Source organism: Streptomyces tendae (genome assembly GCF_014650435.1).
GTDB classification, from domain to species: domain Bacteria; phylum Actinomycetota; class Actinomycetes; order Streptomycetales; family Streptomycetaceae; genus Streptomyces; species Streptomyces tendae.
On sequence record NZ_BMUY01000010.1, the window covers coordinates 223,527 to 240,593 of the forward strand.

Genomic DNA, 17,067 nt, shown 5'->3' on the forward strand with positions numbered 1-17,067 from the left:
GTCTTCCGGTCAGGGCCTTCGGCTGCCCTTTTTCCCTCCTGTCACGGAAGACAAGGACCGCAGGCCATGGCCCGCCCCACCCAGCGTGCCCGCACGCTCTCGCAGAACTTCCTCGCCGACCGCGCCACCGCCGACCACGTCGCGCGCCTCGCCGCCCCCGACCGACGGAACCCGCCCCTGCTGCTCGAAGTGGGCGCGGGCAACGGCGCCCTCACCGAGCCGCTCGCCCGCCGCAGCCGCGAGCTGCACGCCTACGAGATCGACCCCCGCCTCGTCCCCGGGCTCCGGGCCCGTTTCGCGCGCACCCCGCACGTCCATGTCGTCGCCGGTGACTTCCTCGCCGCCCGGCCCCCGCGCACGCCGTTCTCGGTCGCCGGGAACGTTCCCTTCTCGCGCACCGCCGACATCGTCGACTGGTGCCTGTCCGCACCCGACCTCACCGACGCCACCCTCCTCACCCAGCTCGAGTACGCCCGCAAACGCACCGGCGACTACGGCCGCTGGAGCCTGCTCACGGTGCTGACCTGGCCGCGACACGAGTGGCGGCTGCTGGGCCGGGTGGGCCGCCACCGCTTCCGCCCGGCGCCGCGCGTCGACGCCGGCATCCTGCGCATCCAGCGCCGCCCCGCCCCGTTGCTCACCGGCACCGGCCCCCGCCGCACCTGGTCCGACCTGGTCGAGCTGGGCTTCTCGGGCGTCGGCGGCTCGCTGCACGCGTCCCTGCGCCGTGCCCACCCGCGGCGCCGGGTGGACGCGGCGTTCCGGTCCGCGCGGCTCGATCCCGGTGCCCTCGTCGGCGAGGTCGCCCCCGACCGGTGGCTGCGGCTGCACGAGGAGCTGACGGCATGAAGCGAAAGAATTTGCACGAGACGTCTCGTCTCGCATACGGTCGTCGCATGACCACTCGCCCCGCGCACATCGCCATGTTCTCCATCGCCTTGCACGGCCACGTGAACCCCAGCCTGGAGGTCATCCGCGAGCTCGTCGCGCGGGGGCACCGGGTGACCTACGCGATCCCGCCCCTGCTCGCGGACAAGGTCGCCGAGACGGGCGCCGAACCCAAGCTCTGGAACAGCACGCTGCCCGGTCCCGACGCCGACCCGGAGGCGTGGGGGAGCACCCTGCTGGACAACGTGGAGCCCTTCCTGGACGACGCGATCCAGGCGCTCCCGCAACTCGCCCAGGCGTACGAGGGGGACGAGCCGGACCTGATCCTGCACGACATCGCCTCCTACACCGCCCGCGTCCTCGGCCGCCGCTGGGACGTGCCCGTGATCTCCCTGTCGCCCTGCATGGTCGCCTGGGAGGGGTACGAGCAGGAGGTCGGTGAGCCGATGTGGGAGGAGCCGCTGAAGACCGAGCGCGGACAGGCGTACTACGCCCGCTTCCACGCCTGGCTGGAGGAGAACGGGATCACCGACCACCCCGACCCCTTCGTCGGCCGCCCCGACCGCTCCCTGGTGCTGATCCCCAAGGCGCTCCAGCCCAACGCCGACCGGGTGGACGAGAAGGCGTACACCTTCGTCGGCGCCTGCCAGGGGGACCGCACCGCCGAGGGCGACTGGACGCGGCCCGAGGGCGCGGAGAAGGTCGTCCTCGTCTCCCTCGGTTCGGCCTTCACCAAGCAGCCCGCGTTCTACCGGGAGTGCGTCCGCGCCTTCGGTGAGCTGCCCGGCTGGCACACCGTGCTCCAGGTCGGCCGGCACGTCGACCCCGCCGAGCTTGGCGACGTACCGGACAACGTGGAAGTCCGTACGTGGGTACCGCAGTTGGCGATCCTCCAGCAGGCCGACCTGTTCGTCACCCACGCGGGCGCGGGCGGCAGCCAGGAGGGCCTGGCCACCGCCACGCCGATGATCGCCGTACCGCAGGCCGCGGACCAGTTCGGCAACGCCGACGTGCTCCAGGGCCTCGGCGTCGCCCGTACCCTCGCGACCGAGGAGGCCACCGCCGAGGCGCTGCGCACCGCCGCCCTCGCCCTGGTCGACGACCCGGAGGCGGCGGGGCGGCTGAAGGAGATCCAGGCGCAGATGGCCCAGGAGGGCGGCACCCGGCGGGCCGCCGACCTCATCGAGGCCGAACTGGCCGCCGCGCGCGGCTGACCCGGGCAACCCGCGGCCGCACCGGCGCACGCCCCGGCACAGCACGGCGAAGGGCCCGCCGGTTCCCCCGGAACCGGCGGGCCCTTCGGCCCGGGTGGCGTGCCGGTCAGACGCCGACCGGCTCTCCCCGCTCCCCGCGCTCGCCGTCCCGCTCCGGCGACGCGATCGCCTCGGACGACTCGTCGTGGGTCAGGTCCGGCAGCCGGTGCAGCCACTTCGGCAGGTACCAGTTGCGCTCGCCGAGCAGCGACATCACGGCCGGCAGCAGGACACCCCGGATGATCGTCGCGTCGATCAGCACCGCCGCCGCCAGGCCCACGCCCATCTGCTTCATCGACTGCATGGACAGCGTGCCGAAGATGGCGAACACCGCGACCATGATGACGGCGGCGCTGGTGACGACCCCCGCCGTGGTGACCACGCCGTGCTGGATCGCGTCCCGGGTGGAACGCCCGCGCAGCCGGGCCTCGCGGATCCGGGAGACCACGAACACGTGGTAGTCCATCGACAGGCCGAACAGGATCACGAAGAGGAACAGCGGCAGCCACGTGATGATGGCGCCCACGCCCTCGGCGCCCACCAGCGAGGCGCCCCAGCCGTGCTGGAAGACGGCGACCAGGATGCCGTACGCCGCGCCCACCGACAGCAGGTTGAGCACGATCGAGGTGAGCGCGATCGTCAGCGAGCGGAAGGACAGCAGCATCAGCAGGAAGGCGAAGACCACGACGAAGGCGAAGACCGGCAGGACCGATCCGACGAGCTGGTCGTTGAAGTCCTTGTTGCCGGCCACCTGACCGGTGATCGGGGCCTCGACGCCGTCGACCTTGCCCAGCGTCGCGGGCCGTACCTCGTCGCGCAGCTTGTCCAGGCTCTCGCCCGCCTTGTCCTGGTCGGAGCCGCCGACCAGCGGGACGTACACCAGCGCGACGTTCTGCTCGTCGTGCGTCGTGACGTCCACGGGACCGCGCGAGGCCCCCGAACTGATCGCCCGCTCCCGGAAGTCGGCGAGCGCGGCCCGCACCTCGGGCGCGTTGATGTCGTCGGCCTTGACCACCACCTCGGCCGGGTCCGAACCGCCGGGGAACGCCTCGTTGACCCGGTTGTACGTCTGCACGATGGGCAGCGAGTCGCCGAACTCCTGGTCCAGCGTGAGGTTCTGCGTCTTCATGCCCAGGGCCGGCGCGGCGACGGCCAGCAGCGCGCCGACGGCGACCACGGCGGCGAGCAGCGGCTTGGCCAGTACGCGCTTGAGCACGGCCGTCCAGAAGCGGCTGCCCTCACTCGCGGAGCCGCTCGGCCGGCGGCGGCGCAGGAACGGCACGCGGCCCTTCTCCACCCGCTCGCCCAGCAGGGACAGCAGCGCCGGCAGGACCGTCACCGAGCCGACCATGGCGACCGCGACCACCATCAGCGAGGCCAGGCCCATCGCCTCGAACTCGGCGATGCCGGTGAACAGCATGCCCGCCATCGCCACGCACACCGTGACACCGGAGACGACGATCGCCCGGCCACTGGTGGCGGCGGCGATCCTGAGCGCGGTCTGCGCGTCCCGTCCGGCGGCGCGCTCCTCGCGCTCCCGGCGCAGGTAGAACAGGCAGTAGTCGACACCGACGGCCAGACCGACCAGCAGCATCACGGAGTTGGCGGTCTCGCTCATCGGCTGGAAGTGGCTGACCAGACCCATCAGGCCCATCGTCGCGATGATCGCGGTGATCGCCAGCGCCACCGGGACCAGCGCCGCCACCAGCGCGCCGAACGCGACGAGCAGGATGCCGAGGGCCACCGGCACCGCCGAGTACTCGGCCTTCTTGAAGTCGTCGCCGAACGCGTCGTCGAACGTCTTCATCATGCTGGCGCCGCCGATCTCCTCGATCCGCAGCGACCCGTGCTCCTTCTGGACCCCCTCGACCGCCTTCAGCACCGGCTCGACCCGCTCGCCGGCGGTGTCCGCCTCGCCGCGCATGTCGAACTGCACCAGCGCGCTCCGGCCGTCCTTCGAGATCGTCTTCGCGTCGTACGGGGAGGTGATGCCCGTGACCTTCCCGGTCTCCTCCACCGCCGTGACGACCGCGCCGACCGCGGCCCGGAACTCGGCGTCCGTGGCCTTCAGATCACCCGACTTCGCCTGGACCAGCACCGACTCACTGGCCGGCTCGTCGATCCCCGCCTCCTCGACGATCCGGGCGGCGGTGTGCGTCTCGCCGCCCATCTGGTCGCTGTCCTTGACGTCGACCCGGCCGGCGGCCGAACCGAGCCCCATCGCCAGGACCACGAACAACACCCAGATCCCGACGGCGGCCCAGCGGTGCCGGGCACTCCAGCCGCCCGCCCGGGCGGCTATGCCCCGCACCCGTGTCTCTCGGTTCCGCATGACCGGCCTGCCCCCTCATGAGCGGTGCCGGCCCCCTGCCGCCACCTTGCGATTCGAAGGTATGGGCCGCGTAAGGCCGTGGCGTCGTGCTCTCCGGTGACGTGCGACGGCGCCGCTCTCATCCCTCCGTACCGCCGCACTCACCGCTGAGGAGGATCCCGGCCCCTTACATCTACCGGGGGCTTCCAGGGGCGGTGATCAGGGTTCGGCGGCGCGCCGGAGCCTTTTGGAAGAGTTGTTTGTTAAGTCACAGGCGTGTGTAGTGGTTGAATCGCGCACACCGCATCGGCGAGAGTGGCGCGCACGTCCGCCCGGCGCGGACCCGGCCGTCGTGCCCACCCCCACGGGGCACGACGGCCGTTCTATGGTGTGCGGATGACGACGATGTACGCGACGCTGCTGCGCGGGATCAACGTGGGCGGCAGCCGTAAGGTCCCGATGGCCGACCTGCGCGCGCTGCTGACCTCACTCGGCCACGACGCGGTGCGCACCCATCTGCAGAGCGGGCAGGCCGTCTTCGCCTCCGACCACGGCGACGAGGAGTCCCTGGCCGCGGAGTTGGCCAAGGCGGTCGAGGGGCGATTCGGCTTCCCGGTGGACGTGATCGTGCGCGACCACGCCTACCTGAAGGGGATCGTCGAGGCGTGCCCCTTCCCCGCCGCCGAACTGGAGGCCAGGCAGCTGCACGTCACCTACTTCTCCGCGCCCGTCGACGCGGACCGCTTCGCGCAGATCGACGCACCGGCCTTCCGTCCCGAGGAGTTCCGTCTCGGCGACCGCGCCCTGTACCTCTACGCACCGGACGGCCTCGGCCGCTCCAAGCTCGCCGAAGCCCTCGCCAAACCCCGCGTCAACAAGGGGCTGATCGCCACCAGCCGCAACTGGAACACCGTCACCAAACTCGTGGAGCTTACGGGCGCCTGAGGGGCCCGTGCCGGGCTCGATCCCTCAGGCCCCGACCGCCAGCGCCACCGGCACCCGCGCCGCGTCGTACCGCTCCAGCAGGACCCGCGCCACCTCCGGTGCGGGGCCCAGCACGTCCGCCAGCACGTCCGCCCCGGCCGCTCCCCGCGCGATACGGTCCGGCAGGAAACCGGGCGCCAGTACGTACGGGGCGACGGCGACGCGCGCACAGCCCAGCGCGCGCAACTGCCGTACCGCGTCCTCGGTGCGCGGAAGGGATGCGGAGGCGAACGCAGGCCGCACGGCGCACCAACCGGTGTGCCGCCACTCCCGCGCGATTTCAGCGATCACTGCGATCGCCTCCGGGTCGGAGGACCCCGCCGAGGCCAGCACGACCCCGGTCGAGGGCTTGTCGGCGGGCGTGAGACCCGCCTCGTACAGGCGCCGCTCCAGCGCCGACAGCAGCAGCGGCGAGGGGCCGAGCACCTCGGCCTGCCGGATCCTGAGGCGCGGCGGTGCCGCCGCCAGGACCGCGGGGATGTCCGCCTTGGCGTGGAAGGCGCGGGTCAGCAGCAGCGGGAGCGCCACGACGTCCCGCACGCCCTCCGTCTCCAGGGATTCCAGGACGCCCTGCACCGAGGGGACGTTGAAGTCCAGGAAGCCCGTCTCCACCCGCACGTCCGGGCGCAGCGCCCGCACCCGGCGGACCAGGGCGTGCACGGTCGCGGCGTGCCGCGGGTCGCGGCTGCCGTGGGCGACGACCAGGAGGACGGGGCGGACCGGTGCGGACATGGTGTGCCTCAGCCCTTCACCAGCAGACCGCGGCTGCGCAGCACCCAGCGCTCCAGCGGGCTGAAGATCAGCAGGTCGATGGCGATGCCGACGACCAGGATCAGCAGGATGGCCTCGAAGACCATGGCCATGTCGCTGGCGTTGCGGCCGTTCTCCAGCAACTGCCCGAGGCCGACGCCCAGGTCGGGGAAGGAGGCGATGATCTCGGCGGCCATCAGCGAACGCCAGGAGAACGCCCAGCCCTGCTTGAGACCGGCGACGTAGCCGGGGAGCGCGGCCGGCAGCACGATGTGCCAGGTGCCCTTCAGCCCCGTCGCGCCCAGCGTGCGCCCCGCCCGCAGGAAGATCGGGGAGACCTGGTCGACGCCGGACACCAGGCCGTTGGCGATGGAGGGCACCGCGCCGAGCAGGATGACGGCGTACATCATCGAGTTGTTCAGGCCCAGCCAGATCACGGCCGGGGGCACCCAGGCCACCGACGGCAGGGACTGGAGGCCGGACAGGATCGGGCCGATCGCCGCCCGCACGAACTTCACCCGCGCCACCAGCAGCCCCAGCGGGGTGCCGATGACCAGTGCGAAGCAGAAGCCGAGCAGACCGCGCGAGACGCTGGTCCAGATGTAGCCGAGCAGTTCGCCCTGGAGCCATGCCTGGTGCAGCACGTCCCACACGTCGGAGGGAGCGGGCAGCTTGGTGGGGTCGTCGACGATCTCGAACGAGACCAGCGCCTGCCACACGGCGAGGACCAGCAGGACCGCGACGGTGGGCGGCAGGATCTTCTCGACGAAGGTCTGCCGCCACGGCGTGCGCCCCTGCTGCACCGACTCCAGTGCGTCCAGGCCCGCCTCCAGACCGGCGAGGTCGCCGCCGTCCTTCGCGTCTCGGTCCCCGGCGGGACGCGTCGTGTCAGTGCTGGCCATGTCGGCGGATCTCCCCACGCAGTTCTTCGGTGATCTCGACGGACAGCTCCGCCACGGCGGTGTCCTCGATACGGCGCGGCTGCGGGATGCCGACCGTCCACTCGCGCGCGATGCGCCCGGGACGGGAGGACAGCAGCACCACCCGCTCGGCCAGCCGCACGGCCTCGCGGACGTTGTGCGTCACGAACAGCACGGACACCTGCGTCTCGCGCCAGATGCGGGTCAGCTCGTCGTGCAGCACGTCCCGCGTGATGGCGTCAAGCGCCGCGAACGGCTCGTCCATCAGCAGCAGCTTGCTCTCCTGGGCCAGCGCCCGGGCCATCGCGACCCGCTGGCGCATACCGCCCGACAGCTCGTGCACCCGCTTGCCGTACGCGCCCTTCAGGCGGACGAGTTCGAGCAGCTCCTCCGCCTTGTCGCGGCGCTCGGACTTGGGCACGCCCCGCAGCCTGAGGGCGAGTTCGATGTTCTTGCCCGCGGTCAGCCACGGGAACAGGGCGTGCTCCTGGAACATCAGGGCCGGCCGCCCGTCCGTGCTGATGCCGCCCGCGCTGGGCCGGTCCAGGCCCGCCACCAGGTTCAACAGCGTGGACTTGCCGCAGCCGGAGGCTCCCAGGAGGGTGACGAACTCGCCGGGCGCGACATCGAGGGTGATGTCGTCCAGGACGAGCTGCTGCCCGGCGGGGCCCGCGAAGGACTTCGAGACGTGCTCGATGCGGGCCGCGTACTCGGCCGACTCGGTGCCGTCGGCGGCCTTGGCGAGGGTCGTGGTCGTGGCCATGGTCGTCACCTCCTGGGTGGTCGGATCCGGGCTTTACTCGACGCCGAGCCCGGCGTCGTCGACCGCGGGCTTGCCCTTGGCCTTGAGGACCTTGTTCAGCAGCGTCAGGTCGTAGATGCCGTTCAGGTCGGGCTTGTCCAGCAGACCGGCCTTCACGGCGTGCTCCGCCTGGGCGTCGAGGGTGGAGGCCAGCGGGTCGTCGGTGAGCTTGATCGACTCCCAGGCCGGGTCCAGCACGTCCGTCGGGAGCGCCTTGCCGGAGTCCTTCTCCAGCTGGGCGTTGGCCGCGGTCTTCGCCTCGTCCGGGTTGGCCGTGATCCACTCGTTGGTGTCGACCGACGCCTCGAGCACCGCCTGCACGGCCTTCGGGTGCTCCTTGAGGAACTTCTGCGACACGATGATGTTCGTGATCACGAACTTCTCGTCCGGCCACAGCGTCGACTCGTCCAGGAGCACCTTGCCGCCCTCGGCCACCAGCTTGGACGCGGTGGGCTCGGGCACCCAGGCGCCGTCCAGGGAGCCGGACTTGTAGGCGTCCGGGGTGACCTTGTTGTCGCTGCGGACGACCGTCACGTCGCCCTTGCCGCTCTGCGCGTCGACCTTCCAGCCCTGCTCGGCGATCCAGTTGAGGAACGCCACGTCCTGTGTGTTGCCCAGCTGCGGGGTGGCGATGCGCTTGCCCTTGACGTCCTTCAGGGACTTGATCTTGTCCGGGTTCACCACGAGCTTCACGCCGCCCGAGGCCGAACCGCCGATGATGCGCAGGTTCTTGCCGGCGGACTTGGTGTAGCCGTTGATCGACGGCGAGGGGCCGATCCAGCCGATGTCGATGGAGCCCGAGTTCAGCGCCTCGATCTCGGACGGACCCGCGTTGAAGACCGCGTACTTGGCCTCGGTGGCGCCCAGCGCCTTCTGGAAGAAGCCCTTCTGGTTGGCGACCAGCGGGGTGGCGTGGGTGATGTTGCCGAAGTAGCCGATCCGGACGGAGTCGAGACCGTCGATCTTCTCGGCGCCCTCGGCGACCTTGGCGGTGTCGTCGTCCTTCGCCTGGGAGCCGTAGCCGCAGGCGGCCAGCGTCAGGAGGGGAAGGGCGGCTATGACCGCCAGCGTGCGGCGCAGGGCGGTGGTGGCAGGCACGGGAGGTGTTCCTCTCGTTGGTCCGGCACGCACGCCTGTCGGTTGGTCCGAGGTGTCAGGTCGTGGCCGGGAGGTCGGCAGGTCTTCGGCTGTGGGGGGTGAGGGCGCGCGAGCGGTGCGCGTACGTCACCGCGCACATCGCGCCACTCCGCCCTGCCCGCTGCCGAGGAAGCCGCTGCCGACGCGGCCGCCCTCCTTGGCGAACGTGGAGTAGAAGTCGGGGGAGGACATGCTCAGAAGTCCCACCCGCCGTCGTCGGCCGCGTCCTTGACCGGGTCCGGCGCGGCGAAGGACTCGCCGACCATGCCGGCGGTGAGCGTGGTGCCGTCGCTGGGGTCGATCAGGATGAACGAGCCGGTGCGCCGGGAGTCGGCGTAGGTGTCGGCGGGCAGCGGCTCGGCGGTGCGGATCTTCACGCGGCCGATGTCGTTGGCGACGAGCTGCCCGGGGTGCGGGTGCAGGGACAGGTCGTCCAGCGTGAGCCGGGCCGGGATGTCCTTGACGATCGCCTTGACCGTGCGGGTGCCGTGCTTGATCAGCACCCGGTGGCCCACGGTGAGCGGCGCGTCGGCGACGTGGCAGACGGTGGCCTCGACGTCCTGGCTGGTGGCCGGGGCGTCCTCGCTGGGCACGATCAGGTCGCCGCGCGAGACGTCGATGTCGTCCTCCAGGAGCAGCGTCACCGACTGCGGCGTCCAGGCGGCGTCGACCGGCTCGCCGAGCACGTCGATGGCGGACACCTTCGAGGTGCGGCCCGAGGGCAGCACGGTGACCTCGTCGCCCACCCGGAAGGTGCCGGCGGCGATCTGCCCCGCGTAGCCGCGGTAGTCGGGGTGCTCGGCGGTCTGCGGCCGGATCACGTACTGCACCGGCAGCCGGGCGTGGCAGTGCGCCAGGTCGTGGCTGACCGGGACGGTCTCCAGGTGCTCGAGCACCGTCGGGCCGCCGTACCAGTCCATGACCGCCGACGCCTCCACCACGTTGTCGCCCTCCAGCGCCGAGATGGGGATCGCGGTGACCTCCGGGACGCCCAGCTCGGTGGCGTACGCCGTGAACTCCTCGGCGATCGCCGCGAACACGGACTCCTGGTAGTCGACCAGGTCCATCTTGTTGACGGCCAGGACGACGTGCGGGACGCGCAGCAGGGCGGCGATCGCGGCGTGCCGGCGGGTCTGCTCGACGACGCCGTTGCGGGCGTCGACCAGGATGACCGTCAGCTCGGCCGTGGAGGCGCCGGTGACCATGTTCCGCGTGTACTGCACGTGCCCGGGGGTGTCGGCCAGGATGAACCGGCGGCGCGGGGTGGCGAAGTAGCGGTAGGCCACGTCGATGGTGATGCCCTGCTCGCGCTCGGCCCTGAGGCCGTCGGTGAGCAGCGCGAGGTCCGGGGCGTCCTGGCCGCGGCTCGCGGAGGCGCGCTCGACGGCCTCCAGCTGGTCGGTGAGGACCGACTTGGAGTCGTGCAGGAGACGGCCGACCAGCGTGGACTTGCCGTCGTCGACCGAGCCGGCGGTGGCGAACCGCAGCAGGGTCGTCTCCGACAACTGCCAGACCGACAGCGGCTCGACGGGTTCAGTGGTGCTGGTCATGTCTAGAAGTACCCCTCGCGCTTGCGGTCTTCCATCGCGGCCTCGGACATCTTGTCGTCGGCGCGGGTGGCGCCGCGTTCGGTGAGCCGGGTGACGGCGATCTCGGCGATGACCTTCTCGATGGTGTCGGCGTCGGAGTCGACGGCGCCGGTGCAGGACATGTCGCCGACGGTGCGGTAGCGGACCCGCCGCTTCTCGGTCGTCTCGCCGTCCTTCGGGCCGCCCCACTCACCGGCCGTCAGCCACATGCCGGAGCGGGCGAAGACCTCGCGCTCGTGGGCGTAGTAGATCTGCGGCAGCTCGATGCCCTCGCGGGCGATGTACTGCCACACGTCCAGCTCGGTCCAGTTGGAGAGCGGGAAGACGCGGACGTGCTCGCCCGGGGCGTGCCGGCCGTTGTACAGGTTCCACAGCTCGGGGCGCTGGCGGCGCGGGTCCCACTGGGAGAACTCGTCGCGCAGCGAGAACACCCGCTCCTTGGCGCGGGCCTTCTCCTCGTCGCGGCGCCCGCCGCCGAAGACCGCGTCGAACTTCTCCGCCTGGATCTTCTCGGTCAGCGGCAGCGTCTGGAGGGGGTTGCGGGTGCCGTCCGGGCGCTCCTTGAGCACCCCGCGGTCGATGTAGTCCTGCACGGAGGCGACGTGCAGCCGCAGCCCGTGCCTCTCCACCGTGCGGTCGCGGTACTCCAGGACCTCGGGGAAGTTGTGCCCGGTGTCCACGTGCAGCAGGGAGAACGGCACGGCCGCCGGGGCGAACGCCTTCAGCGCCAGGTGCAGCATCAGGATCGAGTCCTTGCCGCCGGAGAAGAGGATCACCGGCCGCTCGAACTCGCCCGCGACCTCGCGGAAGATGTGCACGGCCTCCGACTCGAGGGCGTCGAGGTGGGAGAGGGCGTACGGGCCCGCCGTACCCTCCCGCGCCGCTTCGGCGGTCGTCGTCATGCCAGTCCCCTTTCGGTGAGCAGGGCGTGGACCGCCGCGGCGGACTCCTGAACGGTCTGGTCCTGCGACTCGATGCGCAGATCGGGCTTGACGGGCTCCTCGTACGGGTCGTCCACCCCGGTGAGCCCCGTCAGCTCGCCCGCGGCCTGCTTGGCGTACAGGCCCTTCACGTCGCGCACCGAGCACACCTCGACGGGCGTGGCCACGTGCACCTCGACGTACGCGGTGCCGTTCGCGCCGTGCCGCTCGCGCACCGCGTCTCGACTGTCCGCGTACGGCGCGATCACCGGGACCAGCGCCGTGACGCCGTTGCGGGCGAGCAGTTCGGCGACGAAGCCGATGCGCTGCACGTTGGTGTGCCGGTCCGCGCGGTCGAAGCCGAGGCCCGCGGAGAGGAACTCGCGGATCTCGTCGCCGTCGAGCAGCTCGACGCGGCGGCCCTCCTCACGCAGGCGGTCGGCCAGCTCGCGGGCGATGGTGGTCTTGCCGGCGCTGGGCAGCCCCGTGAGCCAGACGGTGGCTCCGGTCGTCACGTGGTTCTCCCTGGGTGTCGATGGTCCGGTGCTCGCCGGTCCGGTGGTCGTCGTCATGTCAGCCGTGCAGTCCGCACTCGGTCTTGGAGCGGCCCGCCCAGCGTCCGGCGCGGGCGTCCTCGCCCTCCAGCACACGGCGGGTGCAGGGCGCGCAGCCCACGGAGGCATAGCCGTCCATCAGCAGCGGGTTCGTGAGGACGCCGTGCTCGGTGACGTACGTTTGCACATCTTCCTGTGACCACTTGGCGATGGGCGAGATCTTCACCTTGCCCCGCTTCTCGTCCCAGCCGACGACCGGCGTGTTCGCCCGGGTCTCCGACTCGTCGCGGCGCAGCCCGGTCGCCCAGGCCAGGTAGCCCTTCAGGCCCTCCTCCAGCGGCTTCACCTTGCGCAGCGCGCAGCACAGGTCGGGGTCGCGGTCGTGCAGCCTCGGCCCGTACTCGGCGTCCTGCTCGGCGACGCTCTGGCGCGGGGTGAGCGTGATGACGTTCACGTCCATCACGGCCTCGACCGCGTCGCGGGTGCCGATGGTCTCCGGGAAGTGGTAGCCGGTGTCGAGGAACACCACGTCCACGCCCGGCAGGGCGCGGGAGGCGAGGTGGGCGACGACGGCGTCCTCCATCGAGGAGGTCACGCAGAAGCGGCTGCCGAACGTCTTCGCCGCCCACTGGAGGATCTCCAGCGCGGTGGCGTCCTCCAGCTCGCGGCCCGCCCGCTCGGCGAGCGCCCTGAGGTCGTCGGTCGTGCGTTCTTCCTGAACCGCCGTCATGTCGGTTCCCCTCCCGTGGAGTCGGACTGAAGACCCCGGGCGAGCAGCCCGAGGAACTTCAGCTGGAATGCGCGGTTGCACGCCCCGCATTCCCAGGCGCCGTGGCCCTGCTCACCCGGCCGCAGGTCCTCGTCGCCGCAGTAGGGGCAGTAGAAGGGCGCGGCGCGCTCGCTCACGACAGGGCCTCCTCGGAGGCGCGGGCCGCCCAGGTGGCGAAGCGCTCGCCGTCCGCGCGCTCGGCCTGGTAGCGCTTGAGGAGGCGCTCCACGTAGTCGGGCAGTTCCTGCGCGGTGACCTTGAGGCCGCGCACCTTGCGGCCGAAGGCCGGCTCCAGGCCGAGGGCGCCGCCCAGGTGCACCTGGTAGCCCTCGACCTGCTCGCCGTGCTCGTCGAGCATCAGCTGGCCCTTGAGACCGATGTCCGCGGTCTGGATGCGGGCGCAGGCGTTCGGGCAGCCGTTGAGGTTGATGGTGAGGGGCTCGTCGAAGTCCGGGAGGCGGCGCTCCAGTTCGTCGATGAGTGAGGCGCCGCGCGCCTTGGTCTCGACGATGGCGAGCTTGCAGAACTCGATGCCGGTGCAGGCCATGGTGCCCCGCCGGAAGGTGGAGGGCCTGGCGGTGAGGTCCAGCGCCTCCAGGGACTCGACCAGCGAGTCGACCCGCGCCTCCTCGACGTCCAGGACGATCATCTTCTGCTCGACCGTGGTGCGCACCCGGCCCGAGCCGTGCGCCTCGGCCAGGTCGGCGACCTTGGTCAGGATCGTGCCGTCGACGCGGCCCACGCGCGGGGCGAAGCCGACGTAGTAGCGGCCGTCCTTCTGCCGGTGCACGCCGATGTGGTCGCGCCAGCGGCTCGTCGGGTCGGCGGGCGCCGGTCCGTCGGTCAGCTTCCGCCGCAGGTACTCGTCCTCCAGTACCTGGCGGAACTTCTCCGCGCCCCAGTCGGCGACCAGGAACTTCAGGCGGGCGCGGTTGCGCAGCCGCCGGTAGCCGTAGTCGCGGAAGATGGAGATGACGCCCTCGTAGACGTCGGGCACGTCCTCGATCGGCACCCAGGCGTTCAGCCGCACGCCCAGCTTGGGGTTGGTGGACAGGCCGCCGCCGACCCACAGGTCGAAGCCCGGTCCGTGCTCGGGGTGTTCGACGCCGACGAAGGCCACGTCGTTGATCTCGTGCACCACGTCGAGGACCGGCGACCCGGAGATCGCGGTCTTGAACTTGCGGGGGAGGTTCGAGTACGCCGGGTTGTTCAGGACCCGGCGCTTCATCTCCTCCAGGGCCGGCGTGCCGTCGATGATCTCGTCCTCGGCGATGCCCGCCACCGGGGAGCCGATCATCACGCGGGGCGTGTCGCCGCAGGCGGTCACCGTGGACAGGCCGACGCCCTCCAGGCGGTTCCAGATCTCCGGCACGTCCTCGATGCGGATCCAGTGGTACTGGACGTTCTGCCGGTCGGTGATGTCGGCCGTGCCGCGCGCGAACTCCTGCGAGATCTCACCGATGACGCGCAGCTGAGCGGTGGTGAGCGCGCCGCCGTCGATGCGGACGCGGAGCATGAAGTAGCGGTCGTCCAGCTCCTCCGGCTCGAGGATCGCCGTCTTGCCGCCGTCGATGCCCTGGCGGCGCTGGGTGTACAGGCCCCACCAGCGCATACGGCCGCGCAGATCGCCGGGGTCGATCGAGTCGAAGCCGCGCTTGGAGTAGATCGTCTCAATACGTGGCCGAACGTTGAGACCGTCGTCGTCCTTCTTGGTCTGTTCGTTCCCGTTGAGCGGGGTGAAGTGCCCGGCCGCCCACTGGCCCTCGCCGCGGTGACGGCTCACCTTGCGGCGCGGGGTCGCGGCAGCGGGCTTCGGCGGGGTGGCGGCCATGGTTGACACGTCCTTTGGAGACAGGCGAAATGCGGCTCTGACCTGCGCGCATGGCGCATGGCACTACGTGGGCGTACGTGAGACACGCGTGCGCGTCATTGCGCGGGAGCGAGGTGAATGCAGGGAATCCGGAGGTGCTGAAGGGTGCTCTCAGCGGCCCGGACAGATGGCGCTGGACATGCGGCCGAGGTCGACGTGCCGCCGACTCACCAAGGCAATTCCAGTTCCAGGCATGACGGAAGCGTGGCACGGCGATCTGTGACTGGTCCAGCTTAATCCAAAATGTGGACACCCTTGTCTCGTGGAGCGAGACATGGGTGTCCTTGGTCACATGGGGCGACCCGGCCGGCCAGTCGGCCGAAAACGGATGTGTCGGCGAAGGTCAGGCGGGGAAAGCCCCGGGCCACGGCCCCGGAGTGGCCACGTCCGCCTCCTCCTCCACCTTGGTGTCGAAGAGGCGGAAGCCGCGGCGCTGGTAGTTGTCCATGGCGTACTCGCCGTCCTTGCTGCAGGTGTGCAGCCACACCCGCTTGGTGGTGGCGAGGCCCGGCCAGCGCTCCGCCAGGTCCCAGGCGCGGGCGGTGCCACAGGAGAGGAGGTGGCCGCCGATGCGGCGGCCGCGGAAGGCCGGGATCAGGCCGAAGTACTCGATCTCCACAACCCCGTCGTCGCCCGGCGTCAGCTCCACGTACCCGGCGGGCGTGCCGCGGTCGTGGGCGACCCAGGTCTCCACGCCCGGCCGCTCCAGGTGCTCCCGCCACCGCGCGTGGCTCCAGCCGAGCCGGTCCGTCCAGCGGATGTCGCCGCCCACCGAGGCGTACAGGAAACGGCTGAACTCGGGGGAGGGCACCTCGGCGCGGACGATCCGGACGTCCCCCTCCGGGGCGGCGGCCGGCAGCAGATCGGTGGGCGCCGTCTGCTCCAGGGACCACGTGGTCACGGCGATGTTGGTCATGCCGGTCAGGGAATCATCCGCCCCGCGGATCTGTCGATCCCCGCCCGGTGCGGTCCGCCGAGGCCCGGGACGACGCCCCGGCGGCGCGTCAGTCGAGCGCGTCCTCGATCGACGCCAGCGGCACCGCGAACAGCATGCGGTCCGACTGGGACCAGACCTCGCCGGTCCGCTCCCAGTACGACATCGAGCCCGCCGGCCCGCTCCAGCACCGCTGCGACCCGTCCGCCCCGCACTCCGCGGCCCGGGCGCCCTCCGCGTCCTGGCGCCACAGGGTCCCGCGGCCGTCCTGTCCGCCGGCCGCGCGTCCCAGGTACCAGTCGGAGCGGGTCGCGCCGGGCGGCCGGTGCGACAGCACGCCCCCGACCTCGGCCGCGCCGGTCTCGTACGCCTCGACCGCGTTCACATGGCCGGTGGAGTCCGTGACGGGCAGTCCGGTGCGGGCGGGGTCCGTGGCCGTGCGCAGCGCGTAGCGCCACAGCCGGGTGGGCCGGTCGCCGTCCGCGGCCACGTGTTCGGTGGCCACCAGACTGTCCGGGGCCGTGCCCCGGTCCAGGGAGATCGCGCCGGGGCGGGCCGCGTCGCCGGTGTCGGGGAGCCGGTAGGAGGCGATCGCGGGCAGCACGTACCGGTGGCCGCCCGCCGCCCAGCCGCCGGGCACTCGCCCGACGGCGTCCGCCGCGGTGGTGGCGCGCTGGACCCGCTCCACGTCGTACACGTACAGCGCGTCGCGGTCCCCGGCGGCGGTGGTGACCAGCAGCTTGTCCTGGTACCAGACCATGCCGGTGACGGGGGAGGCGAGCCCCCGGTAGTCGTGGCCGCCGTCGACCGGGACGGCGAGCAGCGCCGAGGTGTAGCCGAGCCGGCCGGGGTCGTCGGCGTCGACGAAGGAGACCCGGGCGAGGCCCCCCTGGGGTGTGCCGTCGTCGCGGGACCAGGCGGAGAGGATGACGCGGTGGGAGCCCCAGCGGCCGTCCTCGTCGGCGTCCCCGGAGGTGGTGACCGCGCCGGGGCGCCAGCCGTCGGTGTCGGCGGAGTCCCAGCAGTAGGCGCGGGTGGCGGCGGGAGAGACCGGCAGTGCCTCGCGCTCCCCGGCCGTGCAGTCGGCGGCGTCGCGCAGGGTGTGGTCGGCGGAGTCGAGGACGGTGTCGACGCCCACCGGGTCGCCCATCGCGGCGGAGAGCCGGTCGAGCCAGGTGGCCGGCACGCGGTGCTCGGTCAGCCGCAGCGCGTCGGTCTCGGCGGCGGAGCTGAGGGGCTTGAGGGCGCCGGGGTCGTCGGCGACCGTGGCCTGCGAGGCGCTGATCAGGGTGGCGGCACCGGTCAGCGCGAGGGCCGCGCCGGTCAGGGCCGCGCGCAGCGCCCTGCCCCGTCTGCGCCGGCGGTGTCTGCCGCGCTGCTTCATCG

General features: G+C 71.8%; 17 protein-coding genes. 3 read left to right on the forward strand and 14 right to left on the reverse strand.

Annotated elements, in window-relative coordinates; all coding sequences use genetic code 11:
• Window positions 1–66: 66 nt before the first annotated feature.
• Entirely contained in the window at window positions 67–849 is a 783-nt protein-coding gene (erm(O), locus tag IE258_RS26165; RefSeq protein ID WP_189747324.1) for a 23S rRNA (adenine(2058)-N(6))-methyltransferase Erm(O), read from the forward strand.
• The gene (locus IE258_RS26170; RefSeq protein ID WP_189747326.1) at window positions 846–2,102 is read left to right on the forward strand and encodes a glycosyltransferase; all 1,257 of its coding nucleotides are present in this window, start codon (window positions 846–848) and stop codon (window positions 2,100–2,102) included. Before erm(O) ends, IE258_RS26170 begins: the two co-directional genes overlap by 4 nt.
• Window positions 2,103–2,208: 106 nt before the next feature.
• On the opposite strand, the gene IE258_RS26175 is transcribed toward IE258_RS26170, so the two are convergent.
• Window positions 2,209–4,473: an MMPL family transporter gene (locus IE258_RS26175; protein WP_189747328.1), complete on the reverse strand. Its 2,265-nt coding sequence runs from the start codon at window positions 4,471–4,473 to the stop codon at window positions 2,209–2,211.
• A 375-nt stretch (window positions 4,474–4,848) separates the two neighbouring features.
• Between IE258_RS26175 and IE258_RS26180 the strand changes: the two genes are divergently transcribed.
• Window positions 4,849–5,397: a DUF1697 domain-containing protein gene (locus IE258_RS26180; protein ID WP_159328185.1), complete on the forward strand. Its 549-nt coding sequence runs from the start codon at window positions 4,849–4,851 to the stop codon at window positions 5,395–5,397.
• A 24-nt stretch (window positions 5,398–5,421) separates the two neighbouring features.
• Here the strand turns inward: IE258_RS26180 and IE258_RS26185 are convergent, their stop codons facing one another.
• The 13 genes from IE258_RS26185 to IE258_RS26245 form a co-directional block, all read right to left on the reverse strand.
• Window positions 5,422–6,168, reverse strand: coding sequence for a sirohydrochlorin chelatase (locus IE258_RS26185; RefSeq protein ID WP_159328184.1), 747 nt, complete (start codon window positions 6,166–6,168; stop codon window positions 5,422–5,424).
• Between the two features lie 8 nt (window positions 6,169–6,176).
• Window positions 6,177–7,088 carry an ABC transporter permease gene (locus tag IE258_RS26190; protein ID WP_189747330.1) on the reverse strand — a complete coding sequence of 304 codons (912 nt, stop codon included), beginning with the start codon at window positions 7,086–7,088 and terminating at the stop codon, window positions 6,177–6,179.
• Entirely contained in the window at window positions 7,075–7,869 is a 795-nt protein-coding gene (locus IE258_RS26195; protein ID WP_159328182.1) for an ABC transporter ATP-binding protein, read from the reverse strand. The genes IE258_RS26190 and IE258_RS26195 overlap by 14 nt, the downstream gene beginning before the upstream one ends.
• 33 nt (window positions 7,870–7,902) lie before the next feature.
• Window positions 7,903–9,006 carry an aliphatic sulfonate ABC transporter substrate-binding protein gene (locus tag IE258_RS26200; RefSeq protein WP_189747332.1) on the reverse strand — a complete coding sequence of 368 codons (1,104 nt, stop codon included), beginning with the start codon at window positions 9,004–9,006 and terminating at the stop codon, window positions 7,903–7,905.
• A 233-nt stretch (window positions 9,007–9,239) separates the two neighbouring features.
• Window positions 9,240–10,595, reverse strand: a complete 1,356-nt coding sequence (locus IE258_RS26210) for a sulfate adenylyltransferase subunit 1 (RefSeq protein ID WP_189747334.1) — start codon at window positions 10,593–10,595, stop codon at window positions 9,240–9,242.
• A 2-nt stretch (window positions 10,596–10,597) separates the two neighbouring features.
• Entirely contained in the window at window positions 10,598–11,536 is a 939-nt protein-coding gene (gene cysD, locus IE258_RS26215) for a sulfate adenylyltransferase subunit CysD (protein ID WP_189747336.1), read from the reverse strand.
• Window positions 11,533–12,126, reverse strand: coding sequence for an adenylyl-sulfate kinase (gene cysC / locus IE258_RS26220; RefSeq protein WP_189747338.1), 594 nt, complete (start codon window positions 12,124–12,126; stop codon window positions 11,533–11,535). Before cysC ends, cysD begins: the two co-directional genes overlap by 4 nt.
• Before the next feature lies 1 nt (window position 12,127).
• Window positions 12,128–12,838 (reverse strand): phosphoadenylyl-sulfate reductase, encoded by a 711-nt coding sequence (locus IE258_RS26225; RefSeq protein WP_189747340.1) that lies wholly within the window; start codon window positions 12,836–12,838, stop codon window positions 12,128–12,130.
• Entirely contained in the window at window positions 12,835–13,014 is a 180-nt protein-coding gene (locus tag IE258_RS26230; protein ID WP_159328176.1) for a hypothetical protein, read from the reverse strand. The genes IE258_RS26225 and IE258_RS26230 overlap by 4 nt, the downstream gene beginning before the upstream one ends.
• Entirely contained in the window at window positions 13,011–14,708 is a 1,698-nt protein-coding gene (sirA, locus tag IE258_RS26235; RefSeq protein ID WP_189747342.1) for a sulfite reductase SirA, read from the reverse strand. The genes IE258_RS26230 and sirA overlap by 4 nt, the downstream gene beginning before the upstream one ends.
• A 150-nt stretch (window positions 14,709–14,858) precedes the next feature.
• Entirely contained in the window at window positions 14,859–15,023 is a 165-nt protein-coding gene (locus IE258_RS42090; RefSeq protein ID WP_373309931.1) for a putative leader peptide, read from the reverse strand.
• 67 nt (window positions 15,024–15,090) lie between these two features.
• On the reverse strand, window positions 15,091–15,663 hold the full coding sequence (locus IE258_RS26240; protein WP_189747344.1) for a GNAT family N-acetyltransferase: 573 nt from the start codon (window positions 15,661–15,663) through the stop codon (window positions 15,091–15,093).
• Window positions 15,664–15,751: 88 nt separating this feature from the next.
• Window positions 15,752–17,065 carry a hypothetical protein gene (locus IE258_RS26245; RefSeq protein ID WP_189747623.1) on the reverse strand — a complete coding sequence of 438 codons (1,314 nt, stop codon included), beginning with the start codon at window positions 17,063–17,065 and terminating at the stop codon, window positions 15,752–15,754.
• Window positions 17,066–17,067 lie beyond the last annotated feature (2 nt).